This is a genomic window from Methylopila musalis, from assembly GCF_042679725.1.
Taxonomy (GTDB): domain Bacteria; phylum Pseudomonadota; class Alphaproteobacteria; order Rhizobiales; family Methylopilaceae; genus Methylopila; species Methylopila musalis.
Window position 1 is genome coordinate 1 of the sequence record NZ_JBHTMX010000061.1, and the last position, 15,154, is coordinate 15,154.

Genomic DNA, 15,154 nt, shown 5'->3' on the forward strand with positions numbered 1-15,154 from the left:
CCGCGCCCGGTGCGGGCGAGAAAGCGCGTGAAGGAGCGCGCCGCCGCCAGCGCCCGCATCAGCGAGCGGCTGACCAGCCCGTCCGCCCGCCGCGCGGCGAGATAGGCCCGCACGTCCCGCGGCGCGAGGCCGACCACGTCCGCGACCGACGGCGGCGTCCCGAGATGGCGGGTGAGGAAGACCAGCAGGTCGCGCACGTCCCGGCCATAGGCCTCGACGGTCTTGGGCGACATGCGGCGCTCGGCGGCGAGATGGCTCAGCCACTCCGCGACCGCCGCGCGCGTGTCGGCGGCGCCGGGGGCGAAGGCGGTCGTGGCGGCGTGCTCGGACATGGACGCAAGCTTGGCGCGCGCCGCCTTAAGGAGGCGTGAGCGGCGCGCCACGCTCCCCCGAACATGAAAAAACGCCCGGCCGTGGCGACCGGGCGTTTTGGCGTTCCGAACGGGTGAAAGGCCGTCAGCGCGGCAGCGCGCTGGAGCCCATCAGATAGGCGTCGATGGCGTGGGCCGCCTGACGGCCTTCGCGGATCGCCCACACCACCAGCGACTGGCCCCGGCGCATGTCGCCGGCGGCGAACACCTTGGGGTTCGAGGTGACGTAGTTCTGCTCGTCGGCCAGCACGTTGCCGCGCTTGTCCAGCGCCACGCCCGACTGCTCCACCAGCCCCTCATGGAGCGGGCTGACGAAGCCGAGCGCGATGAACACCAGATCCGCCTTGATGACGAACTCCGTGCCCGGGATCGGCTGGCGCTTGGCGTCGGCGCGGGCGCACTTCACGCCGACGACCTTGCCGTTCTTGCCCTCGATGCCGAGCGTCACCGCCGCGAACTCGCGCTCCGCGCCTTCGGCCTGGGAGGACGAGGTGCGGAACTTGATCGGCCAGTAGGGCCAGGTCAGCAGCTTGTCTTCGATCTTCGGCGGCACGGGGCGGATGTCGAGCTGCGTCACCGCGATCGCGCCCTGTCGGAAGGCGGTGCCGACGCAGTCGGAGGCGGTGTCGCCGCCGCCGATGACGACCACGTGCTTGGCCGAGGCCTCGACCGTCTCTTCCGGAATGTCGTTCTCGAAGCCGTTACGGCGGTTCTGCTGCACCAGATAGGGCATGGCGTAATGCACGCCCTTGAGGTCCTGGCCCGGCAGCCGCGGATCGCGCGGCTTCTCGGCGCCGCCGGCGAACAGCACCGCGTCGTGCCGGGTCGTGAGCTCGGACACCTCGACGTCGCGGCCGACGTTCACGCCGTAATGGAAGGCGACGCCCTCGGCCTCCATCTGCGCCACGCGGCGGTCGATGTGGCTCTTCTCCATCTTGAAGTCCGGAATGCCGTAGCGCAGCAGGCCGCCGGCCTTGGGCTCGCGCTCGTAGACATGGACGTCGTGGCCCGCGCGGGCGAGTTGCTGGGCGGCGGCGAGGCCGGCCGGGCCCGAGCCCACCACGGCGACCGAGCGGCCGGTCTTCTCGTCCGCCGGCTCGGGCTTGATCCAGCCGCTGGCCCAGGCCTTGTCCGCGATCGCCTGCTCCACGGTCTTGATGGCGACCGGGATGTTCTCGAGGTTGAGGGTGCAGGCCTCCTCGCAGGGCGCGGGGCAGATGCGGCCGGTGAATTCGGGGAAGTTGTTGGTGGAGTGCAGGTTGCGCGCCGCCTCCTCCCAGTCGTCGTGATAGACGAGGTCGTTCCAGTCCGGGATCTGGTTGTTCACCGGACAGCCCTGCGGGCCGTGGCAGAACGGAATGCCGCAATCCATGCAGCGCGCGGCCTGCTTCTCGACCTCGCCGTCGCTCAGCGGCAGCGTGAACTCACGGTAGTGGCGGATGCGGTCGGACGCCGGCTGGTAGCGCGGCTCCTGCCGGTCGATCTCGAGAAACCCTGTGACCTTGCCCATCGTCTGGTCTCCTCCCGGGGGAGGCCCTTGTCGCTAGCGCGCCCGCCGCGGCGTTCCGGCCGGGGCGCCGCTTCGCGCGGGGCCGCCGGAACCTTGCCTTGAACGGAGCTTTATCCTGATGACGGCCCCGGAGCGAGCCTTAGCGGTCGTCCGGGGCCACGATGTCGCGTGACGCGGCGCGGATCACTCCGCCGCCTGCAGGGCCCGCGCTTTCTCCATCTCCCGGAGGGCGCGGCGGTACTCGACCGGCATCACCTTGACGAACTTGTCGCGATAGCTCGCCCAGTCGTCGAGGATCGCCTTGGCGCGGGTCGATCCGGTGTGGGTCATGTGCGCGGCGATGAGCTGCTTCAGCCGCTCCTCGTCGTGGCGCGTCATGTCCGGGTCCACCTGGATGCGGCCCTTGAACTCCAGATCGCCGCCGTGGTGATGGATCTCGCGCATGAGATCCTCCTCCTCCGGCACCGGCTCCAGATCGACCATCGACAGGTTGCAGCGCGCGGCGAAGTCGCCGGCCTCGTCGAGCACATAGGCCACGCCGCCGGACATGCCGGCCGCGAAGTTGCGCCCGGTCTTGCCGAGCACCACCACCACGCCGCCGGTCATGTACTCGCAGCCGTGGTCGCCCGCGCCCTCGACGACGGCGACCGCGCCGGAGTTGCGGACCGCGAAGCGCTCGCCCGCGACGCCGCGGAAGTAGCATTCGCCCTCGATCGCGCCGTAGAGCACGGTGTTGCCGACGATGATCGACTCCTCCGCCACGACGCCGGCGTCCGCCGCCGGACGGATGATGATCCGCCCGCCCGACAGGCCCTTGCCCACGTAGTCGTTGGCCTCGCCCGTGAGCTCAAAGGTGACGCCCGCGGCCAGGAACGCGCCGAAGCTCTGGCCGGCGGTGCCGGTCAGCTTCACCGTGATGGTGTCGTCCGGCAGGCCGGCCGCGCCATAGGCCTTGGCCACCGCGCCCGAGAGCATGGCGCCCGCGGAGCGGTTGCGGCTGCGGATCTCACGCTCGATCGTCACCGCCTCGGCGCCCTCGAGCGCGGGCTTGGCCGCCTCGATCAGGTCGCGGTCGAGCACGCTCTCCAGATGGTGGTCCTGCACCTCGGCGTGGCGGACGGCCACGTCGGACGCCACCTGGGGCTTGGCGAACAGCTTGCCGAAATCGAGCCCGCGCGCCTTCCAGTGGCCGATGGCCTCGCGCTTGTCGAGCAGGTCGGACCGTCCGATCACCTCGTCCAGCGTGGCGAAGCCCATCTCGGCGAGCAGGCGACGCGCCTCCTCGGCCACGAAGAACAGGTAGTCCACCACGTTCTCGGGCGTGCCCTTGAAGCGCTTGCGCAGCACCGGGTCCTGGGTGGCGATGCCCACCGGGCAGGTGTTGAGGTGGCACTTGCGCATCATCAGGCAGCCGGCCGCGATCAGCGGCGCGGTGGAGAAGCCGAACTCGTCCGCTCCGAGCAGCGCGCCGACGATCACGTCGCGGCCCGTGCGCAGGCCGCCGTCCACCTGCAGCCGCACCCGGCCACGCAGCTTGTTCATGACGAGCGTCTGCTGGGTCTCGGCGAGGCCGATCTCCCAGGGTCCGCCCGCGTGCTTCAGCGAGGTCAGCGGGCTCGCGCCGGTGCCGCCCTCGAAGCCGGAGATGGTGATGTGGTCCGCGCGCGCCTTGGCGACGCCCGCCGCGACCGTGCCCACGCCGACCTCCGAGACGAGCTTCACCGACACGTCGGACGTCGGGTTGACGTTCTTCAGGTCGTAGATGAGCTGCGCCAGATCCTCGATCGAGTAGATGTCGTGGTGCGGCGGCGGCGAGATCAGGCCGACGCCCGGCGTGGAGCGGCGCACCTTGGCGATGGCCGCGTCCACCTTGTGGCCGGGCAGCTGGCCGCCTTCGCCGGGCTTCGCGCCCTGCGCCACCTTGATCTGGATGACGTCGGCGTTCACCAGATATTCGGTGGTGACGCCGAAGCGGCCGGAGGCCACCTGCTTGATGGACGAGCGCTTGCTGTCGCCGTTCGGCAGCGGCGTGAAGCGCTCCGGCTCCTCGCCGCCCTCGCCGGTGTTCGACCGGCCGCCGATGCGGTTCATGGCGATCGCCAGCGTCTCATGGGCCTCGCGGCTGATGGAGCCGAAGGACATGGCGCCGGTGACGAAGCGCTTCACGATCTCCGAGGCCGGCTCCACCTGATGCAGCGCGATCGGCTCGCGGCCGCGCTCCTTGGCGGTGCGGACGCGGAACAGCCCGCGCAGCGTCAGCAGACGCTCCGCCTGGTCGTTCATCTCCTTGGCGAAGTCCTCGTACTTCTCGTAGGACTGCGTGCGCACCGCGTGCTGCAGGTCGGCCACCGTCTCCGGCGTCCAGGCGTGGTCCTCGCCGCGGATGCGGTAGGCGTACTCGCCGCCGACGTCGAGCGCCGAGCGCAGCACCGGCACGTCGGAGAAGGCGACCAGATGCCGGCGCACGGTCTCTTCCGCGACCTCCGCCAGCCCGACGCCGCCGACCGGGGTCGCCGTGCCGGTGAAGTACTTCTCCACGAAGGCGGCGGACAGGCCGACCGCGTCGAAGATCTGCGCGCCGCAATAGGACTGGTAGGTGGAGATGCCCATCTTGGACATCACCTTCAGCAGGCCCTTGCCGATCGACTTGATGTAGCGCTGCCGCACCTCGCGGGCGTCGACCCGCTCGGGGAAGTCGAGCGCGGAGTGCATCGAGTCCAGCGTCTCGAAGGCGAGATAGGGGTTGATCGCCTCGGCGCCGTAGCCCGCCAGCACCGCGAAGTGATGGATCTCGCGCGGCTCGCCGCTCTCCACCACGAGGCCGACCGAGGTGCGCAGGCCCCGGCGGATGAGATGGTGATGCACGGCGGCGGTGGCGAGCGCGGCGGGAATGGCGATGCGGCCGGGGCCGATCAGCCGGTCGGACAGCACCACGATGTTGAAGCCGCCGCTGACCGCCGCGACCGCGCGCTCGCACAGCCGCTCGATCGCGTCCTCCATGCCGGCCGCGCCCTTCTCGGCCGGGTAGGTGGTGTCGAGCGTGCGGGTCTGGAAATGGCTTTCGGCCAGATCGTCGATGGCGCGGATCTTCTCCAGATCCTCGTTGGTGAGGATCGGCTGGCGCACCTCGAGCCGCTTCTTCTTCGACGAGCCGTCGAGGTCGAACAGGTTCGGCCGCGGCCCGATGAAGGACACGAGGCTCATCACCAGCTCCTCGCGGATCGGGTCGATCGGCGGGTTGGTGACCTGGGCGAAGTTCTGCTTGAAGTAGGTGTAGAGCAGCTTGGAGCGCGTGGAGAGCGCGGACAGCGGCGTGTCCGTGCCCATGGAGCCAACAGCCTCCTGGCCGGTGGTCGCCATGGGGGCCATCAGCAGCTTGATGTCCTCCTGGCTGTAGCCGAAGGCCTGCTGGCGGTCGAGCAGGCTCGCCTCCCGGCGCGGCCGCGGCGGCGGAGCGTCCGGCAGGTCCTCCAGCACAAGCTGGGTCTTGGCCAGCCACTCCCGATAGGGCCGCGCCTGGGTCAGGCTCGCCTTGATCTCCTCGTCGGAGACGATGCGGCCCTCGGCCATGTCGATCAGCAGCATGCGGCCCGGCTGCAGCCGCCACTTCCGCACGATCTTGTGCTCGGGGAACGGCAGCACGCCCATCTCCGACGCCATGACCACGAGGTCGTCGTCGGTGACGTACCAGCGCGCCGGGCGCAGGCCGTTGCGGTCGAGCGTGGCGCCGATCTGGCGGCCGTCGGTGAAGGCGACCGCCGCCGGCCCGTCCCACGGCTCCATCACAGCGGCGTGGTACTCGTAGAAGGCGCGGCGCTGTTCGTCCATCAGCGGGTTGCCGGCCCAGGCCTCGGGCACCAGCACCATCATGGCGTGGACGAGGCTGTAGCCGCCCTGCACCAGAAACTCGAGCGCGTTGTCGAGACAGGCGGTGTCGGACTGGCCCTCATAGGAGATCGGCCAGAGCTTGGAGATGTCGTTGCCGTAGAGCTCGCTGTCGACGGAGGCCTGACGGGCCGCCATCCAGTTCACGTTGCCCCGGAGCGTGTTGATCTCGCCGTTGTGGGCGACCATCCGGTAGGGATGGGCCAGCGACCAGGCCGGGAAGGTGTTGGTGGAGAAGCGCTGATGCACCAGCGCCAGCGCGCTCTCGAACCGCTCGTCCTTCAGGTCCGGATAGTAGGCCGACAGCTGGTCGGCCAGGAACATGCCCTTGTAGACGATGGTCCGGCAGGACAGCGACACCGGGTAATAGGACGAGGCGCGCGGGTCCTGGCCGTAGATCTCGTTGGAGACCACCTTGCGCAGGATGAACAGCTTGCGCTCGAAATCGTCCTCGCTCTCGATCGAGGGCGAGCGGCCGATGAACACCTGAAGCTGCACCGGCTCGGTCGGCTTCACGCTCTCGCCGAGCGAGGAGTTGTCGGTCGGCACCTCGCGCCAGCCGAGGAAGGTCTGGCCCTCCTGCGCGATCACGCGCTCGAACACCGCCTTGACGTTTTCGACCAGCGCGGGCTCGCGCGGGGCGAAGACGTGGCCGACGGCGTAGAAGCCGGGCTCGGGCAGCGTGAAGCCCAGCCGCTCGGCCTCGGCCGCGAAGAACCGGTGCGGGATCTGCACCAGCATGCCCGCGCCGTCGCCGGCGCGCGGGTCCGCGCCCACCGCGCCGCGGTGCTCGAGGTTCTCGAGGATGCGCACGCCGTGCTGGATGATGGTGTGGCTCTTGCGGCCCTTCATGTCCGCCACGAAGCCGACGCCGCAGCTGTCCTTCTCATGGCGGGGGTCGTAGAGGCCCTGCGCCTTGGGCAGGCCATGGTCGACCACGATGGTTTTCGCCGAGCCGGCGCGATCGGTCGCGGCGGCGACCTGCGGCGTGGAAGGACGAACCTCGTTCTCGATCGTTCTGGCCATGGCGAACCCCATGATGGCGCCGGTCGGCGGAAGCCGGGTCCAGCGATGCGTTCCGTGATGGGCGACGACGCGTTCCGCAGACTGCGCGACCGGCTCCGATCCGCCGCCCCTCTCGGGGAGCGCGCGGGCTGGAACCGTTCTTGAGTGAATAAGGAACGCCGCCGTCGCGCAAATGGACAGGCATGCTGTCCTATTGCGCCCGCACCATGTCAGACTTGGAGCTTCGGCACAAGCGTCTAGAACGGCTCAAAAGCTGTTTTATGCAGCCCGGAGGCCCGTTTGCCGCAACATCTGGAATTGCTCTTGGCGGCTGACCGGTCGTTTGTTGCGCCGCATCCGCCTTAACCCAAGGCAGGCGCCAAAAACAAGGGCGCCCCGGACATCCGGGGCGCCCGACATAAGGCGCAGTCGCTTGGCAGGCGCAGTCGCCTGGCGCGGCGCGTCAGGCCGCTTCGGCGGGCTCCGGCTCGCGCGCCGTGGCGTCGATCGCGGCGGGCGTCCGACCGGAGCCGATGGCGATGACGCGCGGCTTCTTGGCCTCGGGCACCTCGCGCACGAGGTCGATGTGGAGCAGGCCGTTCTCGAGGCTCGCGCCGGTCACCTGCACATGGTCGGCGAGCTGGAAGCGTCGCTCGAAGGCGCGGGCCGCGATGCCCTGATGCAGAAGCTCGCCGCGGCGCTCTTCGGCGCGCTTCTCGCCGCGCACGGTGAGCGCGTTCTCCTTGACCTCGATCGCGAGGTCCGGCTCGGCGAAGCCTGCGACGGCGACCGTCACCCGGTAGCCGTTCTCGCTCGTGCGCTCGATGTTGTAGGGCGGATAGCCGGGCGCGGCGTCCGAACCGCCGGCCACGCCGTCGAGCAGGGAGAACAGCCGGTCGAAGCCGACGGTGGAGCGATAGAGGGGCGAAAGATCAAACTGGCGCATCGGATCACATCCTTGAATGAAGCGATATGGATCGGCTGCGGCCCGCCGGTCTGGCCGGGCCGTTTTTGCAAGTCGCCGCAGCCGTTTGGCCTGCGACGACCCTGAGGTAGGAAGCCGATTTCGCGCCTTCAAGGCCCCCGGCGTGGCTCTTCAACGCGCGCTCTGCTAGGTCAGGCGGGTCGCTCCGTTCTCACACGGCGGAGCCGCCCGCCAGGAGACGCGCGACCCCGCCATGCCGACGATCCGCCTTCGCCGCGCCGGCCCTCCGCCCCGCGCCGCACGCGAGGATTTCGTGCTCGTCCCCGACGCGCCGTTTCCGGACGCCGCCGCGCCGCGCCTGTTCACGACCGCCGACGGCGTCGTGCTGCGGGGCGCGTTCTGGAAGCCCGCAGGGCCGCTGAAGGGCACGGTCTGCCTGTTTCAGGGCCGGGCGGAGTTCATCGAGAAATACGGCGAGACGGTCGCCGACCTGCTGGGGCGGGGCTTCGCCGTCGCCACCTTCGATTTCCGCGGCCAGGGCGGCTCCGCGCGTCTGCTGTCGAACCCGTTCAAGGGCCATGTGGCGGATTTCGGCGACTACCGCCTCGACGCCGAGGCCTTCATGCGGGAAATCGTGCTGCCGCACTGCCCGCCGCCCTATTACGCGCTCGGGCATTCCATGTCCGCGCCGGTGCTGGTGGCGCTGGCGCTGCGCCAGCCGCAATGGTTCGAGCGCATGGTGCTGGCGGCGCCGATGATCGGCCTGCCGCTCGCCCGCGCCGAGTTCTTCGCCCGCGGGCTCGCCACCGGGCTCGGGCGGGTCGGCTTCTCGGGCTCCTACATCCCGAGCGGCGCCGACCGGGTGATGGCGCTGAAGCCGTTCGAGGGCAACCGCGTCACCTCCGACGCCGTCCGCTACGCCCGCTCCGTGGCGCTCATCACGCAGGACCCGTCGCTGGCGCTGGGCTCGCCCACCGTCGGCTGGGTCCATGCGGCGTTCCGCGCCATGACGGCGACGGCGCTCTCCAACGTGCCGGAGCGCCTGCGCACGCCGACGCTGGTGGTGGCCGCCGGTCAGGACCGCATCGTCGATCCGCTGGCGAGCGAGCGCTTCGCCGACCGGCTGCACGGCGGCGGCAAGCTCCGCCTCTCCGCCGCCCGCCACGAGATCCTGATGGAGCGGGACGAGCTGCGCGACCTGTTCTGGGCCGCGTTCGACGCCTTCGTGCCGGGCCGGCGCGACCTCGCCTGACCCCGGCGATCACGCCCGGTCAATCGCCGACGAAGGTCGCCGGCAGCGCGTGCAGATGGCGGATGGCGACGCCGTCCTCGGCCATCTCCACCCGTTCGGCGATCATCTGGCGGTGACAATGCTCCGGCTCGCGCTCGAAGCAGAGCAGGCACAGCTTTCGGCCCGAGCGGACGATCTCCCTCAGCCCCGCCAGCTCCTCCTGCGCCGCGTCGGTGCGCAGATGCGTCTCGAAGATGGCGCGCATCTCGTCGTGCCGGCCGGCGCGGGCGGCGGCGCGGGCGTCGGCGGGGGTGCCGAGCGCCCGGAGATGAAGGTAGCCGAGGCCGCGCTCGTCGAGCCCGGCGGCGAGCGCCCGTTTCGAGAAGCCCGGCCGGCGGGAGTTCGCCACCGCGCGCACGTCCACCAGAACCTCGACGCCGGCCGTCTCAAGCGCGTCGGCGAGCGAGCGCGGCGTCGCGCCCTCATATCCGATGGTGAACAGGTCCGTCATGCCGGCTCGATCGTCCTTTACGCGCTTAGAACGGCGCCCGTCCGTCGTGCGCCACGCCGCGGCGGCCCGCAAGCCTTAGAAACCACGAAAGGCGGCGTCCTTGCGGCGCCGCCTCCCGATCAGATCACGGATGTCCGAAAGGACGTCAGGCTCAGAACACCGCCAGATACTTCAGCAGCGAGATGATGCCGATGATGATCACGATGATGCGGATGATCTGCTTGGCGCGGCCGTCCACCGGAAGCATGCCGACGAGATAGAGCACGAGAAAGATCACCAGCACGGTGATCAGAATGCCGATCAGGGGAGACATCGCAGGTCATCCTTCTTGAGGCGGAGACGGGAAACATCAGGACGGTCGCTCCGCGTTTTACGCGCCGTCGCGCTGTGTAAACGCGGGCATGCGGAATCCGTTCCTGCGAACGGACACGACATTGGACGGCTCTGGGCGCACCGCCGTTTCGCGCCATCTCTCAAGGCCTGCGACGCCGCGTCATCCTATAAAGGAGCCCATCCGCCATGGCCCTGCCCTCCGTCCCCTCCCGCCGCGAGGCCGAGACCATCACCAACGCGCTCGGCTGGGTCACGCTCGGGCTCGCCGCGGTCGAGCTCGCGGCGCCGGGCGCGCTGGCGCGCAGCGTCGGACTGAAGCAGAACCATCAGTTCCTGAAAGGTCTCGGCGTGCGCGAGGTGGGCTCGCGGGCCGGCCTGTTCGGCTGGCGGCGCGCCCGGCCGCTGGTCATCTGGGCGCGGGTCGCCGGCGACGCGCTTGATCTCGCGGCGCTTGCGCCCGCGCTCCGCCGGTCCAACCCCCGACGCGGTGTCGCCGTGGCGGCCTTCGCGGCGGTCGCCGGGGTGACGCTGCTCGACGTGCTCTGCGCCCGCGCGCTGTCGAAGGATCGACGCTAACATGCTCTGGTGAGCTATCGTTCACCGTCCGCTGCGAAAACGGCGCGCAGGATGCGCCGGCACATCGTGCGTTTACTTCGGCCGTGTCTGCTCCGGCCGACAGGCCAGTGGAAGGATTGATGACGAACGCGACCGCACAGTTCCTGAAGATGTTCGGGCGGAAGGCCGTGGCCCCGCTCATCGGGATGCTGATCGCGGCCTTCGTGCTGTCCTACGCCACGCTGAACGGCATCGCCGACCGCACGGACCGCGAGGCGGAGGCGCAGTCCCTCGTGCTCGCCCGCGCCGCCTGGGACGCGCGCTGGAACGCGCAGGACCGGCTGCTCACCGATTACGCCGACTGGGGCGACGCCTACGAGAACCTGCATCTTCGCCAGAATCGCGCCTGGGCCTATGACGAGAGCAATCTCGGTCCGACGCTGTTCTCGCGCTTCGACTTCGGCTTCGTCTTCGCCGTGGGGCCCGATGGCCGCGTGGTCCACGGCATGGTGGACGGCGTGGCGTCGAACCTGTCGCTCGAGCAGGCGCTCGGCCCCGACGCCATGGCGCTGGTCGAGCGCGCCCGCGCCGCGCCTCCCAACACGACGAAGGCCGAGCGGGCGCTGCTGACGGACGGCCGCCATCCGGTCATGGCCACCGCCGCCGCGCTCTCCACCGGCGGCGACCGCATGGTGCGCCCGACCGCAGGCGCGCCGACTGTGCTGATCTTCGGCGAGCGGCTGACGCCCGCCACGCTGAAGACGCTGGGGGAAAGCCTGCTCGTCGCCGACCTGCGCGTGGCGCGGGACGCGGCCGACGCCGCGGAGAAACCGTCCTTCACCGCAGGCGAGGCGCCCGGCGCCGTGATCACCCTGCGCTGGACGCCGAACCGCCCCGGCACGACGATGATCGAGGAGCTCACGCCCTGGCTCATCGTCGCGGCGCTCGCGCTCATTCTGCTGATCGTGGTCACGCTGCGCTACGCCGCGCGCGCCGCCGTCCAGGCCCAGACCAGCGCCGACCGGCTGGTGGAGGCCTATCAGGACGCCGAGCGCAAGGCGTTCCACGACACGATCACCGACCTGCCCAACCGCGCGATGCTGACGCGCCGCCTGACCGCCGACCTCGTGACCGGCCGGCCGCTCGCCGTGCTCTACCTCGACCTCGACCGGTTCAAGCCGGTGAACGACGCGCTCGGCCATCCGGTCGGCGACCGGGTGCTGCGGGAGACCGCGGCGCGGCTGACCCGCGCGGTGCGCGAGGGCGATCTGGTGGCGCGCATCGGCGGCGACGAGTTCGCGGTGGTGGTGCCGCGCATCGACGCGGGCGACGTGGAGGCGCTGTGCCGGCGGCTGCAGGACGCCGTGAACGCGCCGATCGAGATCGACGACACCATCCTTTATGTGGGCCTGTCGATCGGCATCGCGCTCGCCCCGGAGGACGCGACCACGCCGGACGAGCTGCTGCGCCTCTCCGACATTGCGCTCTATCAGGCGAAGGCCGCCGGGCGGGGCACCTTCAAATTCTTCTCCACCGACATGGACGAGCGCATCCTCACCCGCCGCGCGCTCGACGCCGACATGCGCCGCGGCCTCGACCGCGACGAGTTCTTCTTGCTGTACCAGCCGCGCTACGAGGCCGACACCATGCGGCTCCGGGGCGTGGAGGCGCTGGTGCGCTGGCGCCATCCCCAGCGGGGGCTGGTCAATCCGGGCGAGTTCATCCCGCTCGCGGAGGAGACCGGCCTGATCGCGCCGCTCGGCGCGCGCGTGCTGCGCATGGCCTGCGAGAAGGCCGTCACATGGCCCGACCTCAGCGTGTCGGTGAACGTCTCGCCGGCCCAGTTCCGCAGCGCGGATTTCGTGAAGACCGTCTCCGACACGCTCGCCGCCACGGGCCTGTCTCCGAAGCGGCTGGAGCTGGAGCTGACCGAGGGCGTGCTGCTGGAGGACGTGGAGCGCTCGGGCCGCATCCTCGCCGACCTGAAGGCGCTCGGCGTGATGCTGTCGATGGACGACTTCGGCACCGGCTACTCCTCGCTCGGCTATCTGAAGAGCTTCCCCTTCGACGCCATCAAGATCGACCAGCGCTTCATCGCCGACCTTCAGGCGACCGGCGACGCCCGCGCCATCGTGCAGGCCATTCTGGGGCTCGGCCGGGCGCTCGGCCTGTCCGTCACCGCCGAAGGGGTGGAGACCGCGGAGCAGCTCGCGCTCCTGCGCCAGGACGCGTGCGAGGAGGTGCAGGGCTATCTGATGGCCCGGCCGCTCGCAGCCGAGGAGATCGACAAGATGCGCGGCGAGCAGGGCTCGCGCCACTCCGCGGCGTGATCGCCGCCGGCCGGATCGGCCGGCCCATCGTCCGTCACGCCGTCAAACGCAGCGCCGAAATCCGACGGCCGAAACGCCGCGAGCGCGGCGTGCGACCGGGCCTCGAACGACGCTGCGAGCGCGCCTGCGATCAGGCTGCGGCGGGACGCCTCGCATCATGGCGCGGGCGCCGGCGCGGTCACCCGCCCCTCCGCACACAAGACCTTGCGAAGTCGTTGCAGCGCAGCACTCAAGTCGAACGACTGCCAACAACTTGCCGTTAACAGATTATTAATGAACGAGGATTGTCATGAAAGCGTCAGACGTCCCTAATGGGCGTCCGGAGCCGCGACGACGACCGCGTCTCCGCCACCTCAAGGAGTGCGACATGAGCGGATGCGACGTCACCCCCAAAACCCCGTCTGCGATCGACGCCCCGGAGCGCCGGGAGCTGACTCGATCGACCGAAGAGTTCCGCAAGCAGATCGACGGTTTCGGCCTCACCACGGCGGAGATCCTCTACCGCATGCCGGACCATCCCGGTCTGCTGCAGGCCTATGTCTGGCAGGAATACGATCGCGCGCCCGACTATCCGGTGTTGCGCGGGTTCCTCGACTGGTGGCGGAAGGAGATCGAAGGCATGCTCCATTCCGTGCGCGTGGGGCACCGTCGCCTGATCGGCCCGGCGGATTTCCAGCCCGTGCGGGCGGTTCTGCGCCTAAACTGAGGCGCGGCCGCGACGCCTGATTGCGGCGGGCGCGGCGCCGCGCTAGACGGGCGTTCATGGCCGAGACACGCACGCCCGACACGCTCCGCATCGCGCTCGCCCAGGCGAATCCGACCGTGGGCGACATCGCGGGCAACCTCGCGCGCGCCCGCCGCTTCCGGGCCGAAGCGGCGGCGCAGGCGGCGGACCTGATCGTCTTCCCCGAGTTGTTCCTCGCCGGCTATCCGCCGGAGGATCTGGTGCTCAAGCCCGCCTTTCAGGCGGCCTGCCGGCGCGCGCTGGACGACCTCGCCGCCGACACCGCCGACGGCGGCCCGGACGTGCTGATCGGCCTGCCCTTCGTGGAGGACGGCAAGCTCCACAATTCGGTCGCCCATCTCGCCGCCGGCGCGCTGCGCGCGGTGCGGCACAAGGTGGACCTGCCGAATTACGGCGTGTTCGACGAGAAGCGCGTGTTCGCGCCCGGCCCCCTGCCCGGCCCGATCGAGGTGCGCGGCGTGCGGGTGGGCGTCCCCATCTGCGAGGACATCTGGACCGAGGAGGTGGTGGACTGTCTGGCCGAGACCGGCGGCGAGCTGCTGATCTCGCCCAACGGCTCGCCCTACTGGCGCGGCAAGGCGGACGTGCGGCTGAACGTGGCGACCGCCCGCGTGGTGGAGAGCGGCCTGCCGCTGATCTATCTCAACCAGGTCGGCGGCCAGGACGAGCTGGTGTTCGACGGCGCCTCCTTCGGCCTGAACGCGGACCGCACCCTCGCCTTCCAGTCGCCCGCCTTCGTGGAGGACCTGACGGTGATCGACTGGCGCCGCGCCGACGGCCGCTGGCGCTCCGTGGGCGGCCCGATCGCCGCGCCCGACGACGAGGACGACAAGGCGGATTACCGCGCCTGCGTGCTGGGCCTTCGGGACTATGTGGCGAAGAGCGGCTTTCCGGGCGTGGTGCTCGGCCTGTCCGGCGGCGTCGACAGCGCGCTCTGCGCCGCCCTCGCGGTGGACGCGCTCGGCGCCGACAGGGTGCGCTGCGTGATGCTGCCGTACCGCTTCACGTCCCAAGAGAGCCTCAGCGACGCCGCCGCCTGCGCCGAGGCGCTGGGCGTCGTCTACGACATGCTGCCGATCGCGCCTGCGGTCGAGGGCGTCGAGGCCGCGCTCGCGCCGCTGTTCGGGACCCTGCCGCGCGACGTGACGGAGGAGAACGTGCAGAGCCGCGCCCGCGGGCTGCTGCTGATGGCGCTCTCCAACAAGTTCGGGCCGATGGTGGTGACCACCGGCAACAAGTCCGAGATGTCGGTCGGCTACGCCACGCTCTACGGCGACATGAACGGCGGCTTCAACCCGATCAAGGACCTCTACAAGACGCAGGTGTTCCGCCTGTGCCGGCTGCGCAACCGCTGGCGCCCGGCCGACGCGCTCGGCCCGGACGGCCCGGTGATGCCGGCGAACGTGATCGACAAGCCGCCGAGCGCGGAGCTGCGCGAGAACCAGAAGGACGAGGACAGCCTGCCGCCCTACGAGGTGCTGGACGCCATCCTTCAGGGGCTGGTGGAGGACGAGACCGGCGTCGGCGATCTCGTGGCCGCGGGCTTCGATCCCGAGACGGTGGCGCGGGTGGAGCGGCTGCTCTACCTCGCCGAATACAAGCGCCGCCAGTCGGCGCCCGGCGTGAAGGTGACGCCGCGCAACTTCGGCCGCGACCGGCGCTACCCCATCATCAACCGCTTCCGCGATCCCGGAGGACGCGCGTGACGCCGCCCGCGGCCAGCGGCCTCGCGCTCGCGGCCGGGCTCGGCGCC

At 70.4% G+C, this 15,154-nt stretch carries 11 protein-coding genes; 5 read left to right on the forward strand and 6 right to left on the reverse strand.

The genetic code is table 11. From position 1 onward, the window contains the following. The 4 genes from ACFQ4O_RS08825 to ACFQ4O_RS08840 form a co-directional block, all read right to left on the reverse strand. Window positions 1–332: site-specific integrase (locus ACFQ4O_RS08825; protein WP_378775330.1), on the reverse strand; the 332-nt coding region annotated here is incomplete at its 3' end. A 124-nt stretch (window positions 333–456) separates the two neighbouring features. After that, window positions 457–1,881 (reverse strand): glutamate synthase subunit beta, encoded by a 1,425-nt coding sequence (locus tag ACFQ4O_RS08830; RefSeq protein ID WP_378775331.1) that lies wholly within the window; start codon window positions 1,879–1,881, stop codon window positions 457–459. Window positions 1,882–2,064: 183 nt separating this feature from the next. Then, on the reverse strand, window positions 2,065–6,804 hold the full coding sequence (gene gltB, locus ACFQ4O_RS08835) for a glutamate synthase large subunit (RefSeq protein ID WP_378775332.1): 4,740 nt from the start codon (window positions 6,802–6,804) through the stop codon (window positions 2,065–2,067). Window positions 6,805–7,234: 430 nt separating this feature from the next. After that, a complete protein-coding gene (locus tag ACFQ4O_RS08840; RefSeq protein ID WP_378775333.1) occupies window positions 7,235–7,717 on the reverse strand; it encodes an Hsp20 family protein in 483 nt (160 codons plus the stop codon). A 232-nt stretch (window positions 7,718–7,949) separates the two neighbouring features. Here ACFQ4O_RS08840 and ACFQ4O_RS08845 point away from each other — a divergent pair, with 232 nt between their 5' ends. Next, a complete protein-coding gene (locus tag ACFQ4O_RS08845) occupies window positions 7,950–8,948 on the forward strand; it encodes an alpha/beta fold hydrolase (protein ID WP_378775334.1) in 999 nt (332 codons plus the stop codon). Window positions 8,949–8,967: 19 nt separating this feature from the next. Here ACFQ4O_RS08845 and ACFQ4O_RS08850 read toward each other — a convergent pair whose 3' ends face one another. Both ACFQ4O_RS08850 and ACFQ4O_RS08855 read right to left on the reverse strand, forming a co-directional pair. Then, window positions 8,968–9,438 carry a DUF488 domain-containing protein gene (locus ACFQ4O_RS08850; RefSeq protein WP_378775335.1) on the reverse strand — a complete coding sequence of 157 codons (471 nt, stop codon included), beginning with the start codon at window positions 9,436–9,438 and terminating at the stop codon, window positions 8,968–8,970. Window positions 9,439–9,589: 151 nt separating this feature from the next. Continuing rightward, window positions 9,590–9,751 carry a Thivi_2564 family membrane protein gene (locus ACFQ4O_RS08855; RefSeq protein ID WP_271202973.1) on the reverse strand — a complete coding sequence of 54 codons (162 nt, stop codon included), beginning with the start codon at window positions 9,749–9,751 and terminating at the stop codon, window positions 9,590–9,592. A 206-nt stretch (window positions 9,752–9,957) separates the two neighbouring features. Here ACFQ4O_RS08855 and ACFQ4O_RS08860 point away from each other — a divergent pair, with 206 nt between their 5' ends. The 4 genes from ACFQ4O_RS08860 (at window position 9,958) to ACFQ4O_RS08875 (ending at window position 15,107) form a co-directional block, all read left to right on the forward strand. Next, window positions 9,958–10,347, forward strand: a complete 390-nt coding sequence (locus ACFQ4O_RS08860; RefSeq protein ID WP_378775336.1) for a hypothetical protein — start codon at window positions 9,958–9,960, stop codon at window positions 10,345–10,347. A 119-nt stretch (window positions 10,348–10,466) separates the two neighbouring features. Beyond that, window positions 10,467–12,656 (forward strand): putative bifunctional diguanylate cyclase/phosphodiesterase, encoded by a 2,190-nt coding sequence (locus ACFQ4O_RS08865; RefSeq protein ID WP_378775337.1) that lies wholly within the window; start codon window positions 10,467–10,469, stop codon window positions 12,654–12,656. A 367-nt stretch (window positions 12,657–13,023) separates the two neighbouring features. Further along, a complete protein-coding gene (locus ACFQ4O_RS08870) occupies window positions 13,024–13,362 on the forward strand; it encodes an usg protein (protein WP_378775338.1) in 339 nt (112 codons plus the stop codon). A 56-nt stretch (window positions 13,363–13,418) separates the two neighbouring features. Further along, a complete protein-coding gene (locus tag ACFQ4O_RS08875) occupies window positions 13,419–15,107 on the forward strand; it encodes an NAD+ synthase (RefSeq protein WP_378775339.1) in 1,689 nt (562 codons plus the stop codon). Window positions 15,108–15,154: the final 47 nt, after the last annotated feature.

Excerpts from the sequence above, each read along its gene's own strand:
- ACFQ4O_RS08830 (WP_378775331.1), bottom strand. The coding sequence starts at position 1,881 with ATGGGCAAGGTCACAGGGTTTCTCGAGATCGACCGGCAGGAGCCGCGC.
- gltB (WP_378775332.1), bottom strand. The coding sequence starts at position 6,804 with ATGGGGTTCGCCATGGCCAGAACGATCGAGAACGAGGTTCGTCCTTCC.
- ACFQ4O_RS08840 (WP_378775333.1), bottom strand. The coding sequence starts at position 7,717 with ATGCGCCAGTTTGATCTTTCGCCCCTCTATCGCTCCACCGTCGGCTTC.
- ACFQ4O_RS08845 (WP_378775334.1), top strand. The coding sequence starts at position 7,950 with ATGCCGACGATCCGCCTTCGCCGCGCCGGCCCTCCGCCCCGCGCCGCA.
- ACFQ4O_RS08850 (WP_378775335.1), bottom strand. The coding sequence starts at position 9,438 with ATGACGGACCTGTTCACCATCGGATATGAGGGCGCGACGCCGCGCTCG.
- ACFQ4O_RS08855 (WP_271202973.1), bottom strand. The coding sequence starts at position 9,751 with ATGTCTCCCCTGATCGGCATTCTGATCACCGTGCTGGTGATCTTTCTC.
- ACFQ4O_RS08860 (WP_378775336.1), top strand. The coding sequence starts at position 9,958 with ATGGCCCTGCCCTCCGTCCCCTCCCGCCGCGAGGCCGAGACCATCACC.
- ACFQ4O_RS08865 (WP_378775337.1), top strand. The coding sequence starts at position 10,467 with ATGACGAACGCGACCGCACAGTTCCTGAAGATGTTCGGGCGGAAGGCC.
- ACFQ4O_RS08870 (WP_378775338.1), top strand. The coding sequence starts at position 13,024 with ATGAGCGGATGCGACGTCACCCCCAAAACCCCGTCTGCGATCGACGCC.
- ACFQ4O_RS08875 (WP_378775339.1), top strand. The coding sequence starts at position 13,419 with ATGGCCGAGACACGCACGCCCGACACGCTCCGCATCGCGCTCGCCCAG.